The following is a 17,751-nucleotide window of genomic DNA, read 5'->3' on the forward strand; positions in this document are numbered from 1 at the left end:
AACGAGAATTAGCGGCAGAAAGCGGGGAAAACAATGCTACGAACATCACGCCTTTGCAACAAAGCGCTAATGGGAAGGCATTTTGAAATATTTTGACGTAATCTGAATTAAAAAGCCCCGCAAATGCGAGGCTTTATATCTGAAATTGCTGCGCCTGAGCGCTTCAAATCAGTGGTTTCGATCAGATAGCTGTTACGTTAACAGCAGCCGGACCTTTCTGGCCGTCCTGAATTTCGAACTCAACGTTCTGGCCTTCAGCCAGAGTTTTGAAACCGTTACCCTGGATTGCAGAGAAGTGTACAAACACATCTTTGCTGCCATCAGCAGGAGTAATGAAACCAAAACCTTTAGACTCGTTGAACCACTTAACTTGACCTTTAATCTTTGCCATTTGCAAAATTCCTTAGAGTATTTTCTTCGCCCGCAGGCATAACATAGATAAAACTGAGACATTACTGCTTGAGGCACTAATATAAGGTTCGGCAGAGAAGCGGTATTCAACGTCAACGTGTTTACTCAGGACTTCTTTACTGAAAATGCCACACATAAACAGAACTGTACCTCGTTTAACCCAAAACGTGTTATCACATACAACGATAATAATGGCAAGCCATTTTTAAACGTGTCTCGATCGGTCGCACAAATCCCGAAGTTCATCTCACGACAACTGCACAGTTATGCGCCAGACCAAGTCTGGATATATTCTCAACGCTCTCGCCCAGCCCCGGCTGGCATATGCAGCAGCCGTGACATATCTACCATAGCTCACGTTGTTCGGTTGTTCCAGATACTCTGATGCACCGTGTGCTGAATATCATTTTTTATGCTTAGTAATGCATAATTTGTCACAACGGTGAAAATGAGATCCGCCTTCTGGTTTTGCAGAAAAATAATGAAAGAATGATGACAAAGCACAAAAAAGTAAGAGAAACGTTTCGCTGATAATAAAACGATCGTTATCACAAAAATGACACAATCATATTATTAACGTATGGGTAATTATATTTAACGCTGGGCCAGACAGAGAATTAATGGGGGCGCAGTGAATAGAAGGAAGGATGTTACATACCGAACAATACGCGAACAGCCCACAGGTTGTAGAAGAAAATCATCTGACGGGGCTGACGACAGGATGGCGTATCTGAGAACAGCGTTGTCAGACGCCCACCCTGTCTTTCAGGTTACTAGCGCTCAGCTACCAGGCGAATGATGTCATCATCCTCATCCTGTTTTTGCTCCGCAACCTCCGCGACCTTTTCGGGTTCGTTAGCTTCGCAAAGACGACGGAGCAATGCGTTCTGCCGTTTTTGCTGATCTAACAATGCTTCAAGTAACTCGATCTGCTCATTAGTACGTGAGCTTGCTCGATTGATGAAGAACCACAATACAAGCCCGATAACCAGAACCACCACCGATACAACTAAAGACGCAAAGCTTAACGCGCCAGAGTTCAAAACTTCGTTCATTTCACCACCTCAATGTAGACAGCGTAGTTTACCACTGCCGCACAAGAAGGTAATCAACTGTTGCTAAAATGCGCTTACCAGGGAATAAATTTATTGATGGCGCAAATTCCGTTGAAAAATTGTACGTCCTGATCGCACATGATGTTGAACACCTGCGCCCACATCAGTATGCATACCAGTACGACAACTATCAGGACCACCCACCGCATTTTTTTCACTCCAACTCCACTCTCCGAATCCACATCCTATGCGACTAAATTATCATGCGTTACCTAAACCCAGCGTTAACTGTAACGGCATTACTCTTTTTAGGAATGATTAACTTGTTTCATTCAGTGTACAGGCTAATCTTATAATAACGAGAAAAGATAAGAGGTTGTAATGCGTCTAATTATTCGCGCGATTGTTTTGTTAGCTCTGGTTTGGATTGGTTTATTACTCAGCGGCTACGGCGTATTGATAGGAAGTAAAGAGAATGCAGCGGGACTCGGCTTGCAATGCCAGTACCTGACGGCACGAGGCACCAGTACCGCACAGTATGTGCATACCAACAGCGGTATCATCGGACTGTCGGACTGCCCTCTGTTAAGGAAAAGCACCGTGATTGTCGATAATGGTTAATACAGCGGCAATATAACAGTTCATTATTTGCGCCAACCTGCATTAAATTTGTTCATAAAAAAGCCCCGGTAGATTAATACCTGGGGCTTTTTAGCTTATGGCTCATTAATCAAATCAGAATGGATAGTCGTTATAACCCATTTGCTCTGAAATTTTACGTGCAGCCGTGTGCAGCATCTCGACATAGTCGTGTAAACGTTCTTCAGAAAAACGCAGGGTTGGGAATGAAATACTCAGACCCGCAATGACCACACCGAAACGATCAAAGACCGGAACGCCGATGCAGCGCAACCCTTCTTCCTGCTCTTCGTTATCTTCACCGTAACCTTGTTCACGCACTTTATCCAGCAGCAGCAACAATTCATCAGTGTTAGTGATCGTACGGTCTGTGCTGCGCTTGTATTCAACGCCTTCAAGAATCTGTTTTACTTCGTCACGGTCACGCCACGCCAGCAGCACTTTACCAATCGCCGTACTGTATAACGGGTTACGACGGCCTACGCGAGAATACATACGCAAATTGTACATCGAGTCTATTTTGTGGATGTAGACAATGCTGTCTTCATCCAGCGCACCGAGGTGTACCGTCTCTTTGGTCAAACGCGACAGTTCGCGCATCTGAATATCCGCGCTACGGATCAAATCTACGTTTTGCAACGCGCGCGCACCCAATTCAAACAATTTCAGGGTCAGAGAATATTTCTCAGACTCCCCTTCCTGTGCCACATAACCCAGCGTTTTCATGGTCTGTAAAAAGCGATAAACGGTGCTTTTTGACATCATGACGCGTTGCGACAATTCGGTAATACCAATTTCGCGCTCTTCACCCAGCGCCTGCAGAATGCCAAAAACTTTCAGCACGGAAGAAACAGAATCGGGTTGTTTATCCAGATCTGCGATAGCCATTTATCACCTCATTACGAGTGTTTTATAAAAATCAGAACCGGTTTTTATTATAATTTCACGTATCGATGCTCGCAATCCATCTTTGCTTACTTAGTTACAAATCTGCGACATACCGCCTGAATATCAATGCTAGAATTATTATTCTCATCATAATTTCCGACAATATTGACTCCCTATGGATAAGTCCCAGGCCGATGGCCTGCCGTTGCCCCAACGATATGGCGCAATTTTAACCATTATTATTGGTATCTCGATGGCCGTACTGGATGGCGCAATTGCGAATGTTGCCCTGCCGACAATTGCTGCCGATCTTCAGGCCTCCCCCGCCAGCTCAATTTGGATTGTTAACGCTTATCAAATTGCGATTGTAGTTTCACTACTCTCACTCTCATTTTTAGGCGACATGTTTGGCTACCGACGCATTTATAAATGCGGGCTGGTCGTTTTTCTGCTCGCGTCACTCTTCTGTTCATTGTCGGATTCCCTGCAGATGCTAACACTTGCGCGCGTAGCTCAGGGGTTTGGCGGAGCCGCGTTAATGAGCGTGAATACGGCGCTGATCCGGCTTATTTACCCGCAGCGCCAACTTGGTCGCGGGATGGGCATTAACTCGTTCGTTGTGGCGGTCTCTTCTGCCGCCGGACCGACTATTGCTGCAGCAATCCTCTCCATTGCTTCATGGAAATGGTTGTTCTTGATCAACGTACCGCTCGGGATTATTGCCCTCTTGCTAGCCATGCGCTTTTTGCCAGCGAACGCTGCACGTAGCAATAAACCTCGCTTTGATTTACCCAGTGCGGTGATGAATGCGTTAACGTTCGGTTTGCTGATCACAGCACTCAGCGGATTTGCCCAGGGACAGTCATCAACACTGATCGAAGCTGAACTGGTGGGACTCATCGTGGTAGGATTTTTCTTTATCCGCCGACAGCTGTCACTGCCTGTTCCACTCCTACCGGTTGATCTGCTGCGCATACCGCTTTTTTCGCTCTCCATCTGCACCTCGATCTGTTCATTTTGCGCACAAATGCTGGCCATGGTATCCCTGCCCTTCTTTTTACAAACCGTGTTGGGTCGCAGTGAGGTTGAAACAGGCCTGTTGTTGACCCCATGGCCGCTGGCCACCATGGTTATGGCACCACTGGCAGGCTATTTGATTGAACGTGTCCACGCCGGGCTTTTAGGCGCTTTGGGAATGGTGGTGATGGCGTGTGGATTATTTTCACTGGTGTTGCTGCCATCCGCGCCGTCGGATTTCAATATTATCTGGCCGATGATTTTGTGCGGCGCGGGCTTTGGCCTGTTCCAGTCGCCAAACAACCACACTATTATCACTTCCGCACCGCGCGAACGTAGCGGAGGCGCAAGCGGGATGCTGGGAACGGCGCGTTTGCTGGGCCAAAGCACCGGTGCCGCATTAGTGGCACTGATGCTAAATCAGTTTGGCGACAGCGGAACGCACGTGTCGTTGCTGACAGCAGGCGTTTTGGCAACCCTTGCCGCCATTGTCAGTGGGCTACGAATTACCCAACCTCGGGTTCAGATGTAAAAAAAGCGCGTCGATTGACGCGCTTTTTCATTTAACATACCGCGGGTTATTTCAGGTATTCTCCGCTGCGAAGCGCTTCAATACGCTTATCCAGCGGTGGGTGCGTCATAAACAGCTCGCTCAACGACTTGGATTTACCGTTGATGCAGAAAGCCATCATGCTGGTTGCTTCCTGCGGCTCATAGCTGGTTTTCAGACGCTGCAATGCAGCGATCATTTTCTCACGACCAACCAGTTTGGCAGAACCCGCATCCGCGTGGAATTCACGATGACGTGAGAACCACATGGTAATAATGCTCGCCAGAATACCAAACACCAGTTCCAGCACCGTTGCAACGGCAAAGTAGATTAACGGGTTACCGTTGCTCCCCTCGCCTTCTTCGCGGTTTCCACCCATAAAACCGGCGGCGATTTGCGCCAGAATGCGCGAGATAAAGATAACAAAGGTGTTCACCACGCCCTGAATCAGCGTCATGGTAACCATATCACCATTGGCAATGTGGCTGATTTCATGCGCGATAACGGCTTCTGCTTCATCCGGGCTCATGTTTTGCAACAAACCGGTGCTGACAGCCACCAGCGACGCATCCCGGCGCGCGCCGGTCGCAAATGCGTTAATATCCGGCGCATGGTAAATAGCCACCTGCGGCATAGCGATCCCGGCCTGACGAGCCTGTGTCGCTACAGTATTCATCAGCCAGCGTTCTCTTTCATTGCGGGGCTGTTCAATCACTTCCCCACCAACGGACTTTAACGCCATCCATTTGGACATCAGCAGCGAAATGAAGGAACCACCAAAACCAAACAGCAGTGCCATAATCAACAAGCCTTGAACGCTGCTTGACTGAATCCCTGTCAGGCTCAATACCAGCCCGAAAACGACCATCACAGCCAGGTTCGTCAGCAGGAAGAGCGCGATTCGCATCATAATTTTCTTTTAACCTCAATTTAACAAAACGCACTATGCGATTACCCATATCGTATGGGTCTTACGGCTATTTTCAAGCATGCATACGTGCTAAGTCACCAGAAAGACACAACTTTACATTTTACCGTATCACACTGACGACTTCATGCGGTTGTTAAAAAAACAGGCACAATTTCTTGTGCCTGTTGGATATTACTGACTGGATGCGGGCTGTTCCGCTGGCTTCTCTTTTTCAAGATGCGCCAGGTCGAGTGCGATTTTCACCGTCTCATCCAGATACGGATCCGGTTCCTGGTAATCCTTCGGCAGATCGTCCAGTTTCTTCAGCAGCGGTTTGCCTTCACGTTTAAAGCGATCGTTGATACGCGCCAGACGCAGGGCATCATCTTCGTTATTCTCTTTTTCACGTTGAGCAAAATTAAGAGACGCGATGTTGCGCTTATCTTTCAGGGCATTGAAACGGGCAATATCCTTCATGATGTACTGGAACTCAGGATCTTTGGCGATACGCGCATTATGTTCTTTCAGTAATTCAGGGCCGAACGGCGTTAAATTATCTGACTTCTCATAAGTTGCCGCATCGACGCTATCCCACGGCAAGGCGTTATCTTCAAACTTCTCACCGGTTTCGGTTTCTTCATTGCCTGTCGGCATGATGATATCCGGCGTTACGCCCTTACGCTGCGTGCTGCCACCGTTAACGCGGTAGAATTTCTGGATAGTGTACTGAACGGAACCCAGCGCAGGCCATTCTGGACGCAGCATCTGATCGTAGATACGATTCAAAGAACGGTATTGCTGCACAGTACCTTTACCGAAGGTTGGTTCACCGACGATCAACGCACGGCCATAATCCTGCATTGCCGCTGCAAAAATCTCAGATGCCGAGGCACTGAAACGGTCAACCAGAACCACCAGCGGGCCTTTATAGTAAACAACACCGTCAGTATCGCTGTCTTCGCGCACTTTACCGTTATTGTCACGTACCTGAACAACCGGGCCAGAAGGGATAAACAGACCAGAAAGCGAGACGGCTTCGGTCAGAGCGCCACCACCGTTGGTGCGCAGATCGATAATCACGCTGCTCACATTCTGTTTTTCCAGCTTCTGCAGCTGAACTTTGACGTCATCCGTCAGACCAACATAGAAGCCAGGAATATCCAGTACGCCGACTTTCTCTTTGCCAACGGTTTTGACCGACATTTTAACGGCGCGGTCTTCCAGACGAATACGTTCGCGCGTTAGCGTAACGGTACGCGTCTTAGTGCCTTTACCGGCAGGCAGGATCTCAAGACGAACCTTGCTACCCTTTGGTCCCTTGATCAGCGCGACGACGTCATCAAGACGCCAGCCAATCACATCAACCACGCCTTTGCCCGACTGTCCGACGCCAACAATACGATCGCCTACGCTTATCGCCTTGCTCTTGGCTGCCGGGCCGCCTGCCACCATAGAGTTAATGACGGTATAGTCATCATCCATTTGCAGAACCGCGCCAATACCTTCCAGAGACAGGCTCATTTCAGTATTGAACTGTTCGGTGTTACGCGGAGACAGGTAGTTGGTATGCGGATCGATTTCGCGTGCGAACGCCGTCATTGCCAGTGAGAACACATCTTCACTGTTGGTCTGCGCCAGACGGCGAATCGCAAATTTGTAACGACGAGTCAGCGTTTCGCGGATTTCAGCATCAGTTTTACCGGTCAGTTTCAGGCTAAGTTCATCGAATTTAACCTTACCGTCCCACAATGCGTTTAGCTCGGCTTCACTTTTTGGCCACGGGGCCTTGCTGCGATCGAGATTAAACGTGTCGTTACCGGTGAAATCCATTGGACGAGCCAGCACGTTTAACGCGTACTGGTAACGTTCAAACCGGCGTTTTTGCGCCAGGTTGTAGAGATCGTAAAAGACATCCAGCTTGCCCGTACGCAGTTCATCACCGAGAACGGTTTTCTTTTTGGCAAACTGCTCTATATCACTCGCCAGCAGCACGTTATGGCTGTAGTCGAGCAGATTCAGATAGCGGTCAAAAATTTTTGCCGAAAACGCCTGATCCAGATCGAACTGGCGATAATGTGAACGCGTAAAGCGCGATGTGACACGTTCGCTCACCGTCGCGTGCTGCGTTTCTTCCTTTAGTATGGGGAGTTGATCGGCACGCGTGATGTCTTCCACAGCGAGTGCCTGGCCTGCTAATACAAACAGACCAGCTAACGCAGTAAGCCTAAAAAAAGTGTTCATGCCAGGCCAGGCCTCCGTTTCAGAACACCAAGTGTTCTGCGCGTACAATCAAAGACATACCCGAATTCAGCTGTACACGGACGCCATCTTTGGTGATTTCTAATACGGTGGCATCCATCGCATTATTACCTGCTTTCACCTTTAAGGACTGCCCTACCTTCAGCACTGAAATATCAGACACTGGGGTATGCTGTTCTTCGCGAGGAGCACGCGGTGCTTGAGCGGCCGGTTTTTCAGCGCGAGGTTTACGCTCTGCGCCTTCTTTACGACGCGGAGCAGGACGCGGCTTACGCTCGCGACGCGGTGCGCCTTCTTTTTCACCAGCAGCAGCGGCCGCTTCGCGTTTTTTCGCCTGTTGCTCGGCACGTTGCGCCTGAACGCGGGCTTTTGCTTCTTCAAGCTGTTTGCGCGCATGTTCAACGTGTTGCTCATCCAGCTCACCGCATGGGTTGCCGTCGAGATCGACACGCGTTGCGCCCAGCTTAACGCCATACAGATAACGCCAGCTTGAAGTGTAGAGACGTAAGGCAGAACGGAGCTGTGTCTTGCTGAGGTTCATTTCGCCCTCAACACGCTCTACCAGATCCTGAAAAATGCCAATTTTCAGCGGGCGCGCTTCGCCTTCCGCACTAAAACACTGCGGGAAGCGTTCGGCCAGAAACGCGATGACTTCTTTACTGCTATTCAACTTAGGTTGATTTTCCATGAAATTTCCTGATTACAACGGACGTAGCCAACAAGCGCAGGCATGAACAGGCGTCATTATAATGACGCCATCAGTAATTGCTACGTTATCCGTTGATTATCCTGCGACGGTCGCAAAGAATTTTTTGTAATCCGTCATTGCAAGCACGGTTTCAAGCTGTGCCACAAGCGTACGCAACCCCTGTTCATCCTCTTCAGTAAACCGGCCAAACGCGGTGCTATCAATATCCAGCACGCCGATTATCTGATTTTCGACCGTGACCGGCAGCACGATTTCAGCATTGCTGGCGGCATCGCAAGCAATGTGCCCGTCAAAGGCATGAACGTCTTCAATGCGCTGAACTTGGTTCTGCGCCACTGCGGTACCACACACGCCGCGGCCAACAGGGATACGCACGCAGGCGATCTTTCCCTGGAAGGGGCCGAGCACCAGCGTGTCGTTCTCGAGCAGATAAAAACCAGCCCAGTTCACGTCTGAAAGCCGTTCATACAACAAGGCACTGGTATTCGCCAGCGTTGCCAGAAAACTGGTTTCACCTGCCATTAATGCGCGAAAATCACGGTTCAGATCCGTGTATAGCTCTATTTTGTTCATTATGTAATCACTTAGTTGTCTTACTTAAAACTGCAGCCTACTAAAATAAACATTAAATGCGTTAATGCTCAAGATCATTCCCATCATGGGTTAAGATAACATTACTCTAACACTTTGATCCGCGATACATGGCCCTAAATACTCCACGCATCAAGCCATCCAAAAAAATAGCGATCAGGTCCGTCGGTGAGGCGCTACCCCGCGCGCACTATCAGCGTTGTCCCGAATGCGACATGTTATTTAGCTTGCCGAAAATGCGTTCGAACCAAAGTGCATACTGCCCCCGCTGCCAGGCAAAAATCCGTGACGGGCGCGACTGGTCGTTGACGCGACTGGCGGCAATGGCCTTCACCATGCTGCTACTGATGCCGTTTGCCTGGGGAGAGCCGCTATTACACATCTATTTATTAGGCATTCGCATCGACGCCAATGTGGTTCAGGGCATCTGGCAAATGACCCGCCAGGGCGATCCACTGACCGCATCCTTTGTGCTATTTTGCGTGATGGGCGCGCCGATCATACTCGTCTCCTCAATTGCTTATCTGTGGTTGGGTAACATACTCGGTATGAACCTACGCCCGGTCCTGCTGATGCTGGAAAGGCTTAAAGAGTGGGTCATGCTTGATATTTACCTTGTGGGTATTGGCGTCGCCTCGATCAAAGTACAGGACTATGCTTTTCTTCTTCCGGGCGTGGGGCTGTATGCTTTTCTTGCGCTGGTGATCCTCAGCATTCTGACGCTATCACACCTCAATGTAGAACAGTTGTGGGACCGTTTTTACCCGCAAAGACCCGCACGACGCCCCGACGAGCAGCTTCGCGTGTGCCTTGGCTGCCACTTTACCGGTTATTCAGACGCCCGAGGTCGCTGCCCTCGTTGTCATATTCCTTTGCGCTGGCGCAGGAATCAAAGCATACAAAAGTGCTGGGCCGCGCTGCTGGCCTCGATTGTCCTGCTGCTGCCTGCTAATCTGCTGCCTATCTCTATCATTTACGTCAATGGCTCCCGGCAGGAAGACACCATTTTGTCCGGTATTATGTCGCTGGCAAACAGCAATGTTGGCGTCGCGGCAATAGTCTTTATTGCCAGTATTCTGGTGCCTTTCACCAAAGTGATTGTGATGCTTACCCTATTGATTAGCATCCATTTTAAATGTGAACAGGGCTTACGCACGCGCATTCTACTGCTACGCATGGTGACGTGGATTGGTCGTTGGTCGATGTTGGATCTGTTTGTTATCGCATTAACCATGTCGCTGATTAATCGTGACCAGATACTTGCTTTTACTATGGGACCGGCTGCGTTTTATTTCGGCGCAGCGGTAATTTTGACTATTCTTGCTGTGGAATGGCTGGACAGCCGCTTACTTTGGGATGCACATGAGTCAGGAAACGCCCGCTTCGCAGACTGAAGCGCAGATTAAAACAAAACGCCGCATATCTCCGTTCTGGCTACTGCCGATCATCGCCTTGATGATCGCCGGGTGGCTGATCTGGGGAAGCTATGAAGATCGCGGCAATACAGTCACCATCGACTTTATGTCTGCAGACGGTATTGTGCCGGGCCGAACGCCCGTTCGTTATCAGGGCGTCGAAGTTGGCACGGTGCAGGATATCAGTCTCAGCAAAAATCTGCGCAAGATTGAAGTTCGCGTCAGTATCAAATCCAGCATGAAAGATGCTCTGCGTAAAGATACGCAGTTCTGGCTGGTGACGCCGAAAGCGTCATTGGCAGGGGTCTCCGGGCTCGATGCGCTGGTCGGCGGGAACTATATCGGGATGATGCCCGGAACCGGTGAGCCAAAAGATCATTTCGTCGCACTGGATACGCAGCCCAAATATCGCCTGAATAACGGCGATTTGATGCTACATCTTCATGCGCCTGATCTCGGTTCCCTTAACAGCGGTTCGCTGGTGTATTTCCGCAAAATACCGGTAGGCCGGGTATATGACTACACCATCAACCCCAACAATCAGGGCGTGACCATAGACGTACTGATTGAGCGCCGATTTACTAATCTGGTAAAAAAAGGTAGCCGCTTCTGGAACGTATCTGGCGTCAATGCAGATATCAGCCTCAGCGGGGCGAAGGTCAAGCTGGAAAGTCTGGCCGCACTGGTCAATGGCGCTATCGCTTTTGATTCGCCGGAAGATTCACAACCGGCTGCCGCAGACGACACCTTTGGTCTGTATCAGGACCTCGCGCACAGCCAGCGTGGCGTGATCGTGAAGCTGGAATTACCCAGCGGCGATGGGCTAAAAGCAGGTTCAACATCTCTGATGTACCAGGGTTTGGAAGTCGGTGAACTGACGAAGCTAGAGCTGATCCCAGGTGGTAAAGTCACCGGTGAAATGACGGTTGATCCGAGTGTCGTTTCGTTACTGCGAGATAACACGCGCATTGAACTGCACAGTCCCAAATTGTCATTGAGCGATGCGAACCTCAGCTCGCTGTTAACCGGTAAAACCTTCGAACTGGTCCCCGGTGATGGCGAACCACGTAGCCAGTTTGTGGTGGTTCCCGGCGAAAAATCCTTACTGCATGATCCGGGCGTGATGACGCTCACCCTGACCGCGCCGGAAAGTTACGGCATTGAGGCGGGGCAACCACTGATCCTGCACGGTGTCCAGGTTGGACAAGTGATTGAGCGTACGCTGTCCAGCAAAGGCGTCTCCTTTACCGTCGCCATCGAGCCCCAGCATCGCGATCTGGTACTGGGTGACAGCAAATTTGTGGTCAACAGCCGGGTTGACGTCAAAGTGGGCATTGACGGCGTGGAGTTCTTAGGTGCCAGCGCCAGCGAATGGATTAGCGGCGGTATCCGTATTTTACCCGGCACCAAGGGTGAAATGAAAAGCAGCTATCCGCTGTATGCCAATCTGGAAAAGGCGATTGAAAACAGCCTGAGCGATCTGCCCACCACCACGCTCAGCCTGCGCGCCGAAACGCTGCCCGACGTTCAGGCCGGTTCGGTGGTGTTATACCGTAAATTCGAGGTTGGTGAGGTCATTAGCGTTCGCCCCCGCGCCGACGCGTTTGATATCGATCTGCACATCAAACCGGAATACCGCAACCTGTTGACCAACAACAGCGTTTTCTGGGCGGAAGGCGGCGCAAAAGTCCAGCTTAACGGTAGCGGTTTGACCGTACAGGCATCGCCCTTGTCACGCGCGTTAAAAGGTGCAATCAGCTTCGATAATCTGAGCGGTGCCAGCGCCAGCCAGCGCAAAGGAGACAAGCGGATTCTGTACGCCTCAGAAACAGCCGCACGTGCAGTGGGGGGGCAAATTACCCTGCACGCCTTTGACGCCGGTAAGCTCGCCGCAGGCATGCCCATTCGCTATCTGGGCATCGATATCGGTCAGATCCAGACCCTGGAGCTTATCACCGCGCGCAACGAAGTACAGGCGAAAGCGGTACTGTACCCGGAGTATGTCCAGACTTTTGCACGCAGCGGGACGCGCTTCTCGGTTATTACCCCGCAAATCTCTGCGGCAGGCGTGGAACATCTGGATACTATCCTGCAGCCGTATATCAACGTTGAACCAGGTCGTGGGAATCCACGTCGTGATTTTGAATTGCAGGAAGCCACCATTACCGACTCACGTTATCTTGATGGCCTGAGCATCGTGGTCGAAGCACCGGAAGCCGGTTCGCTGAATATCGGCACGCCTGTTCTGTTCAGGGGCATTGAAGTGGGCACCGTCACCGGGCTGACGCTGGGCTCGCTTTCTGACCGTGTGATGGTTGCCATGCGCATCAGCCAGCGCTACCAGCATCTGGTGCGTAACAACTCCGTGTTCTGGCTGGCATCCGGCTACAATCTCGATTTCGGTCTGACCGGCGGCGTGGTGAAGACCGGAACCTTTAATCAGTTCATTCGCGGCGGTATTGCCTTTGCCACCCCACCGGGTACGCCACTGGCACCAAAAGCTCAGGCCGGAAAACACTTCTTGTTGCTAGAAAGCGAACCAAAAGAGTGGCGTGAATGGGGAACCGCCCTACCACGTTGATGCCTCCTGCTCCGGCGTACCCGCGCCGGAGCAAATATGCTACACTGCGCGCCTGTTTTTTTTCCGGTGGTACTACGTGGCTTATTTTCCTGACGCCTTTCTGACTCAAATGCGGGAAGCAATGCCTTCCTCGCTCTCTTTCGATGATTTTCTCGCCGCCTGCCAGCGTCCATTACGACGCAGCATTCGTATTAATACCCTGAAAATCTCCGTTGCCGACTTCCTCGACTTAACGGCACCTTACGACTGGTCGCTCGCACCAATTCCGTGGTGTGAAGAAGGCTTCTGGATCGAGCGCGACGATGAGGAGTCAGTCCCACTCGGCAGCACTGCTGAGCATTTAAGTGGGCTATTTTATATTCAGGAAGCCAGTTCGATGCTGCCGGTTGCCGCGCTGTTTGCCGAGGGCAATACGCCCGATCGCGTGATGGACGTTGCCGCCGCACCGGGTTCGAAAACCACGCAAATAGCTGCAAAAATGAAGAATAAAGGCGCGATTCTGGCCAATGAATTTTCCGCCAGCCGCGTCAAAGTGCTGCATGCCAATATCAGTCGCTGCGGTATCGCTAACGTTGCCCTCACCCATTTTGACGGACGCGTGTTTGGCGCTGCGCTGCCGGAATCTTTCGATGCTATTCTTCTGGACGCACCGTGTTCCGGCGAAGGCGTGGTGCGTAAAGATCCCGATGCACTGAAAAACTGGTCCGTCGACAGTAATCTTGAGATTGCCGTCACCCAGCGCGAACTACTAGACAGCGCGTTTCATGCCTTACGTCCCGGCGGTACGCTGGTGTATTCCACCTGCACGCTGAACCGTGATGAAAATGAATCCGTCATGCAGTGGCTGATAGCAACCTATCCGGACGCTGTGGAGTTTCTCCCGCTGGGTGATTTGTTCCCCGGAGCGGCACGCGCGCTGACGCCTGAAGGTTTTCTGCATGTCTTCCCGCAAATTTACGACTGTGAAGGATTCTTCGTCGCCCGTTTGCGTAAAACAGCCGCTATCCCAGCTCTGCCCACCCCAAAATATAAGGTCGGTAATTTTCCGTTCAGCCCGCTGAAAGGCCGCGAAACCGCACAAATCACCGGGGCGGCTAACGCCTGTGGATTGCAGTGGGAAGACAATCTGCGCCTCTGGCAGCGTGATAAAGAGATCTGGTTGTTCCCTGTTGAGATTGAATCGCTAATTGGCAAAGTCCGGTTTTCCCGTCTCGGGATTAAGCTGGCTGAAACCCACAATAAAGGCTATCGCTGGCAGCATGAGGCCGTCATCGCCCTCGCCGACCCGCACCACGGCAATGCGTTCGAACTGACCCACGAAGAAGCCGAAGAGTGGTATCGCGGCAGAGATGTCTACCCGCAAACCGCTCCGGAGACAGACGACGTGCTGGTGACCTTCCAGCGTCAGCCTATTGGGCTGGCAAAACGTATTAACTCACGGTTGAAAAACAGCTATCCGCGCGATCTTGTGCGGGATGGTAAGCTCTTTAGCAGATAACGCACGTTTTTACTGGCGCTTTTGCTAACGTTGACTACGCTGAAAAATGGACGACCCAACTGGTCGTACCACAACCAGTAAACTAACGGAGAGCACGATGATGAAAACCAGTGTGCGCATTGGCGCTTTTGAGATCGACGACGCCGAGTTACATGGCGAATCGCCGGGAGACCGAACGTTAACCATTCCGTGTAAATCCGATCCGGATTTATGTATGCAGCTGGACGCCTGGGATGCCGATACCAGCGTCCCGGCCCTCCTTAATGGCGAACATTCTGTTCTATTCCGTGAGCACTACGATCGTAAGTCAGATGCCTGGATCATGCGTTTTGCCTGATTCAAAAAGAACCCGTCGCCAGACGGGTTATTTATTTCTTAATTTCCCCCTCGCAGCAACCTCTTCTACACTATGGGTACGGCAGTACAATTTGAGGATGGAATGTTCACGCTGGTTCTTTTTGTTTGCTACCTGGATGGCGGTTGTGAAGATATCGTGGTCGATGTCTACAATACGGAACAGCAGTGCCTTATTTCGATGGACGATCAGCGTATTCGCAATGGAGGATGCTTGCCGGCGGATGGCTACATCGATAGCTTCTGGAAACCTGCCCAAACGTACAGCGATTTTTGATTATTGTAGCTGCACTAATGTCAGCTCACCGCCAAATACCGCGCCGGTATCAATATAGTGCAGGTTCCCAATGTCCAGACGATGACGCAACGGCGTATGGCCAAACCAGAAATGATCCGCACCACGAATTCCGCGCCCCTTGTTAAGCAGTCGCGTGCGATCCCACAACACCCGCTGTAAATCGACATTCTTCTGCCACTGATATTCATCATCCGGGTAATCGGCATGAGCAATAATGTGTAGCCCATCCTGACAGCGCAATTCCACAATCCAGGGTAATTGCCGACACTCCTCAAGCGCGCGCCGCGCTGCGGGTTGCGCGGCGTGGGTAAACCATTCTCCCCCATTCATCTGCCATAGCAACGCTTCGCCCGTTGTCAGCGCATCAAGCGCCATCTGCTCATGATTTCCCCTAACCGCCACTATCCAGTTTTTGCGCAGTAACTGCAGACAGCGCAGACTGTCAGGTCCACGGTCAATCACATCGCCGACCGAAACCAGCAGATCCTGCCACGGATCAAACCGGCACTGACGCAATTTAGTCATCAATAATGAGAAACAGCCGTGGAGATCGCCCATCACCCAGACGTGACGCCAGTGCGAACCTTCGATTCGTTGATAGATATTGTTAGGTCCTCCCATGTGGCCTCCTGGATGCAGTAATCGCCCTTATAAAAATTTAACAATAGCAGCAAAAAAGCCTGGACGATCGAGGGGCGGAGTATGGTATGGTTTGGGAAGAATACAGCATGCGACACGCAGTGTTTTGCCCCGGACGGCATCGTATTCGCCACATAAAAAGAGACCGAATACGATTCCTGTTTACAACTCAAACCGTAATAATCTATATACTTCAGTAAGTTAACACCAAAAATCCACTAAATAACACCTTCTGATACTTACTATTGCAATCATTCAAGATCAATCAGTTGCCATTGATTTCGTGAGGTCGTCGGGAAATTTTCGGGATCAAAACTCCAGAACAGAAATTTCTATGGCACGCTGTTACGCATGCCATCTGTAATGTGAAAAAATCAGGTGGCAGAACCAATGCAACCAATATGACTGCACGCGCCCCATTCCATCAAAGGTTCCTATTCTGCTGGCTTGACCGGCCATTCGAAATCGTCAGTAATTGCTTCATCAGCAGAAACCGCCTTTACTTGCCGTTTATAGGCCATCCACGCAGAGAGTTTTGCTTTGTCATCATCGCTGATTTCTCCCAGAGCTAACTCAGTACGCCAGTCTGCCATTGCGAAATCTGCGGCATTCATAAGGCGCAGTCTCTCTACCTCCATGCGGGCAATGAGTTCTGAACGTGCAGGAGGTGGTATATCACCCCACGCAGGATGTCCGTCAATGCCAGCAACTCTCACTTTTCCGGCAGGTGGTGTCTGAAATTGCAGAAATTCTTCCTCATCCACTTCAATTCCTGTGGCTGGCCACATTTCAGTGGACCTGTAAGCATCTTCCAGTGAAGTAGGATAAAAACTATTTGTTTTTGCATCATACAAGTATTTATTCACACTTAGACTCCCTTAGCAAACCAGCGACACCCCGATGCTACAGGAGAACCGAGTGATGGATTTCCACGAATTAATGTCCCCAGATTGACAGCAACGCAATTATTTAATGTTACCTCTCTAAATTGCCACATCGACATGCTTTCTCCAGATGGAGCCATATCATGCTCGTTAATGGAGATAATCGCAGTGGGGAATGGGATTGGAAAATTGATAGTTACATCCGTGGTTGTTGCACCGGTCAGTCCCCACTGCTCGATATAACCGTCAGGTGTTTTTCTCCAGCCTGTTGTGGGACTACCTCCTGAAACCCATGAAGACATGTCAGGTACTTGTCCAGCACCGTTTCCCACATCTTTAGTTGCAGCGCTTTTCAGCCCGAGATAGCTTCTTGAGTCAGCGGCATCTGGTGCGCCAAGCAGCCCCCGCGCATACGCCGTCAGGTCAGTTAACGCTGCCGTATCAGCACCGTTGAAATACGGGAGCTTATCGGCAACACCCGCCAATGCGGCAAGAGCTGTTAGCGTGGTGTCAAGGGGTTGCTTACCATCAAGTGCAGTTGTTATCCCCAGATAAGACAGAACGTCAACTTTCGTCGGAGCGCTAATAATATTTTTTCCGACCTCTGTAACGATAAGACCAAGGTCAGAGAGAACGCTATCGGCATCACTACGAGCGAGCAAGGTCCTGGCGAATGCCGTAAAATCTGTTAGAGCAGCGGTATCGGTACCGTTGAAGTACGGGAGTTTATTGGCTGCACCAACAAGGCTGGCAAGAGCCGTTAGGGTTGCGTCGAGCGGTTGCGAAGTCTTATTGATTGCAGAAAGTAGCTTTGTAACCAGCCCCGCTACGTTACCATCATCAAGCACATCACTACCGCTCTTGTCGCAAATAAACTGTGCCAGAACTGAAGCAATAAATGTTGCCTGTCTAATCGCTTTGTTCGCTTCTTTAGAACTGGCCTTGCCGGATGAAAATCCCGTAGACAGTGCAGCCAGTGCGAGGTATTCCGCTTGTGTTAATACATTCGCCCCACCAGCGGATGCAAATGGTTTAATATCATTAGTTGGCATT

At 50.6% G+C, this 17,751-nt stretch carries 19 protein-coding genes; 7 read left to right on the plus strand and 12 right to left on the minus strand.

Going from position 1 to position 17,751, the window contains the following annotated elements; translation table 11 throughout:
* Positions 1–181: 181 nt before the first annotated feature.
* The 4 genes from cspE to mgrB all read right to left on the minus strand — a co-directional run bounded on the left by cspE (position 182) and on the right by mgrB (position 1,684).
* Positions 182–391, minus strand: a complete 210-nt coding sequence (cspE, locus tag E4Z61_RS07170) for a transcription antiterminator/RNA stability regulator CspE (protein ID WP_001062678.1) — start codon at positions 389–391, stop codon at positions 182–184.
* 12 nt (positions 392–403) lie between these two features.
* Positions 404–547, minus strand: coding sequence for a DUF2627 domain-containing protein (locus E4Z61_RS07175; RefSeq protein ID WP_003034983.1), 144 nt, complete (start codon positions 545–547; stop codon positions 404–406).
* Positions 548–1,184: 637 nt separating this feature from the next.
* Positions 1,185–1,466 carry a YebO family protein gene (locus E4Z61_RS07180; protein ID WP_135322168.1) on the minus strand — a complete coding sequence of 94 codons (282 nt, stop codon included), beginning with the start codon at positions 1,464–1,466 and terminating at the stop codon, positions 1,185–1,187.
* Between the two features lie 74 nt (positions 1,467–1,540).
* A complete protein-coding gene (mgrB, locus tag E4Z61_RS07185; RefSeq protein ID WP_135322169.1) occupies positions 1,541–1,684 on the minus strand; it encodes a PhoP/PhoQ regulatory lipoprotein MgrB in 144 nt (47 codons plus the stop codon).
* A gap of 163 nt (positions 1,685–1,847) precedes the next feature.
* Here mgrB and E4Z61_RS07190 point away from each other — a divergent pair, with 163 nt between their 5' ends.
* Positions 1,848–2,087 carry a YobH family protein gene (locus E4Z61_RS07190; RefSeq protein WP_135322170.1) on the plus strand — a complete coding sequence of 80 codons (240 nt, stop codon included), beginning with the start codon at positions 1,848–1,850 and terminating at the stop codon, positions 2,085–2,087.
* Positions 2,088–2,201: 114 nt separating this feature from the next.
* Here E4Z61_RS07190 and kdgR read toward each other — a convergent pair whose 3' ends face one another.
* On the minus strand, positions 2,202–2,993 hold the full coding sequence (gene kdgR, locus E4Z61_RS07195) for a DNA-binding transcriptional regulator KdgR (RefSeq protein ID WP_135322171.1): 792 nt from the start codon (positions 2,991–2,993) through the stop codon (positions 2,202–2,204).
* A gap of 175 nt (positions 2,994–3,168) precedes the next feature.
* On the opposite strand from kdgR, the gene E4Z61_RS07200 reads away from it, so the two are divergent.
* A complete protein-coding gene (locus tag E4Z61_RS07200; RefSeq protein ID WP_135322172.1) occupies positions 3,169–4,542 on the plus strand; it encodes an MFS transporter in 1,374 nt (457 codons plus the stop codon).
* A gap of 46 nt (positions 4,543–4,588) precedes the next feature.
* On the opposite strand, the gene htpX is transcribed toward E4Z61_RS07200, so the two are convergent.
* The 4 genes from htpX to E4Z61_RS07220 all read right to left on the minus strand — a co-directional run bounded on the left by htpX (position 4,589) and on the right by E4Z61_RS07220 (position 9,011).
* Positions 4,589–5,470, minus strand: a complete 882-nt coding sequence (gene htpX, locus E4Z61_RS07205; RefSeq protein WP_045444014.1) for a protease HtpX — start codon at positions 5,468–5,470, stop codon at positions 4,589–4,591.
* A gap of 192 nt (positions 5,471–5,662) precedes the next feature.
* Entirely contained in the window at positions 5,663–7,711 is a 2,049-nt protein-coding gene (prc, locus tag E4Z61_RS07210; RefSeq protein ID WP_135322173.1) for a carboxy terminal-processing peptidase, read from the minus strand.
* Positions 7,712–7,730: 19 nt separating this feature from the next.
* The gene (gene proQ / locus E4Z61_RS07215; protein WP_135322174.1) at positions 7,731–8,417 is read right to left on the minus strand and encodes an RNA chaperone ProQ; all 687 of its coding nucleotides are present in this window, start codon (positions 8,415–8,417) and stop codon (positions 7,731–7,733) included.
* 96 nt (positions 8,418–8,513) lie between these two features.
* Positions 8,514–9,011: a GAF domain-containing protein gene (locus E4Z61_RS07220; protein ID WP_135322175.1), complete on the minus strand. Its 498-nt coding sequence runs from the start codon at positions 9,009–9,011 to the stop codon at positions 8,514–8,516.
* A gap of 128 nt (positions 9,012–9,139) precedes the next feature.
* Here E4Z61_RS07220 and yebS point away from each other — a divergent pair, with 128 nt between their 5' ends.
* The 5 genes from yebS to E4Z61_RS07245 all read left to right on the plus strand — a co-directional run bounded on the left by yebS (position 9,140) and on the right by E4Z61_RS07245 (position 15,154).
* Complete coding sequence (yebS, locus tag E4Z61_RS07225) at positions 9,140–10,423, plus strand: membrane integrity lipid transport subunit YebS (RefSeq protein WP_135322176.1); 1,284 nt, start codon at positions 9,140–9,142, stop codon at positions 10,421–10,423.
* Positions 10,392–13,025: a PqiB family protein gene (locus tag E4Z61_RS07230; protein ID WP_135322177.1), complete on the plus strand. Its 2,634-nt coding sequence runs from the start codon at positions 10,392–10,394 to the stop codon at positions 13,023–13,025. Before yebS ends, E4Z61_RS07230 begins: the two co-directional genes overlap by 32 nt.
* A 109-nt stretch (positions 13,026–13,134) precedes the next feature.
* Positions 13,135–14,523, plus strand: a complete 1,389-nt coding sequence (gene rsmF, locus E4Z61_RS07235) for a 16S rRNA (cytosine(1407)-C(5))-methyltransferase RsmF (RefSeq protein ID WP_205746893.1) — start codon at positions 13,135–13,137, stop codon at positions 14,521–14,523.
* A gap of 100 nt (positions 14,524–14,623) precedes the next feature.
* On the plus strand, positions 14,624–14,860 hold the full coding sequence (locus E4Z61_RS07240) for a YebV family protein (RefSeq protein ID WP_161959030.1): 237 nt from the start codon (positions 14,624–14,626) through the stop codon (positions 14,858–14,860).
* A gap of 102 nt (positions 14,861–14,962) precedes the next feature.
* Positions 14,963–15,154 (plus strand): YdfD/YebW family protein, encoded by a 192-nt coding sequence (locus E4Z61_RS07245; RefSeq protein WP_135322179.1) that lies wholly within the window; start codon positions 14,963–14,965, stop codon positions 15,152–15,154.
* On the opposite strand, the gene pphA is transcribed toward E4Z61_RS07245, so the two are convergent.
* The 3 genes from pphA to E4Z61_RS07260 form a co-directional block, all read right to left on the minus strand.
* Positions 15,155–15,796, minus strand: coding sequence for a protein-serine/threonine phosphatase (pphA, locus tag E4Z61_RS07250; RefSeq protein ID WP_135322180.1), 642 nt, complete (start codon positions 15,794–15,796; stop codon positions 15,155–15,157).
* Between the two features lie 452 nt (positions 15,797–16,248).
* Positions 16,249–16,680, minus strand: a complete 432-nt coding sequence (locus E4Z61_RS07255) for a tail fiber assembly protein (RefSeq protein ID WP_135322181.1) — start codon at positions 16,678–16,680, stop codon at positions 16,249–16,251.
* A 2-nt stretch (positions 16,681–16,682) separates the two neighbouring features.
* Positions 16,683–17,750: a gp53-like domain-containing protein gene (locus E4Z61_RS07260; RefSeq protein ID WP_135322182.1), complete on the minus strand. Its 1,068-nt coding sequence runs from the start codon at positions 17,748–17,750 to the stop codon at positions 16,683–16,685.
* Position 17,751: the final 1 nt, after the last annotated feature.

Source organism: Citrobacter tructae, assembly GCF_004684345.1.
In the GTDB taxonomy this organism is placed as follows: domain Bacteria; phylum Pseudomonadota; class Gammaproteobacteria; order Enterobacterales; family Enterobacteriaceae; genus Citrobacter; species Citrobacter tructae.

Excerpts from the sequence above, each read along its gene's own strand:
- prc (WP_135322173.1), bottom strand. The coding sequence starts at position 7,711 with ATGAACACTTTTTTTAGGCTTACTGCGTTAGCTGGTCTGTTTGTATTA.
- proQ (WP_135322174.1), bottom strand. The coding sequence starts at position 8,417 with ATGGAAAATCAACCTAAGTTGAATAGCAGTAAAGAAGTCATCGCGTTT.
- kdgR (WP_135322171.1), bottom strand. The coding sequence starts at position 2,993 with ATGGCTATCGCAGATCTGGATAAACAACCCGATTCTGTTTCTTCCGTG.
- htpX (WP_045444014.1), bottom strand. The coding sequence starts at position 5,470 with ATGATGCGAATCGCGCTCTTCCTGCTGACGAACCTGGCTGTGATGGTC.
- E4Z61_RS07190 (WP_135322170.1), top strand. The coding sequence starts at position 1,848 with ATGCGTCTAATTATTCGCGCGATTGTTTTGTTAGCTCTGGTTTGGATT.
- E4Z61_RS07175 (WP_003034983.1), bottom strand. The coding sequence starts at position 547 with ATGTGTGGCATTTTCAGTAAAGAAGTCCTGAGTAAACACGTTGACGTT.
- E4Z61_RS07230 (WP_135322177.1), top strand. The coding sequence starts at position 10,392 with ATGAGTCAGGAAACGCCCGCTTCGCAGACTGAAGCGCAGATTAAAACA.
- E4Z61_RS07240 (WP_161959030.1), top strand. The coding sequence starts at position 14,624 with ATGAAAACCAGTGTGCGCATTGGCGCTTTTGAGATCGACGACGCCGAG.
- rsmF (WP_205746893.1), top strand. The coding sequence starts at position 13,135 with ATGCGGGAAGCAATGCCTTCCTCGCTCTCTTTCGATGATTTTCTCGCC.
- pphA (WP_135322180.1), bottom strand. The coding sequence starts at position 15,796 with ATGGGAGGACCTAACAATATCTATCAACGAATCGAAGGTTCGCACTGG.
- E4Z61_RS07220 (WP_135322175.1), bottom strand. The coding sequence starts at position 9,011 with ATGAACAAAATAGAGCTATACACGGATCTGAACCGTGATTTTCGCGCA.
- E4Z61_RS07260 (WP_135322182.1), bottom strand. The coding sequence starts at position 17,750 with ATGCCAACTAATGATATTAAACCATTTGCATCCGCTGGTGGGGCGAAT.
- cspE (WP_001062678.1), bottom strand. The coding sequence starts at position 391 with ATGGCAAAGATTAAAGGTCAAGTTAAGTGGTTCAACGAGTCTAAAGGT.
- E4Z61_RS07245 (WP_135322179.1), top strand. The coding sequence starts at position 14,963 with ATGTTCACGCTGGTTCTTTTTGTTTGCTACCTGGATGGCGGTTGTGAA.
- E4Z61_RS07180 (WP_135322168.1), bottom strand. The coding sequence starts at position 1,466 with ATGAACGAAGTTTTGAACTCTGGCGCGTTAAGCTTTGCGTCTTTAGTT.
- yebS (WP_135322176.1), top strand. The coding sequence starts at position 9,140 with ATGGCCCTAAATACTCCACGCATCAAGCCATCCAAAAAAATAGCGATC.
- E4Z61_RS07200 (WP_135322172.1), top strand. The coding sequence starts at position 3,169 with ATGGATAAGTCCCAGGCCGATGGCCTGCCGTTGCCCCAACGATATGGC.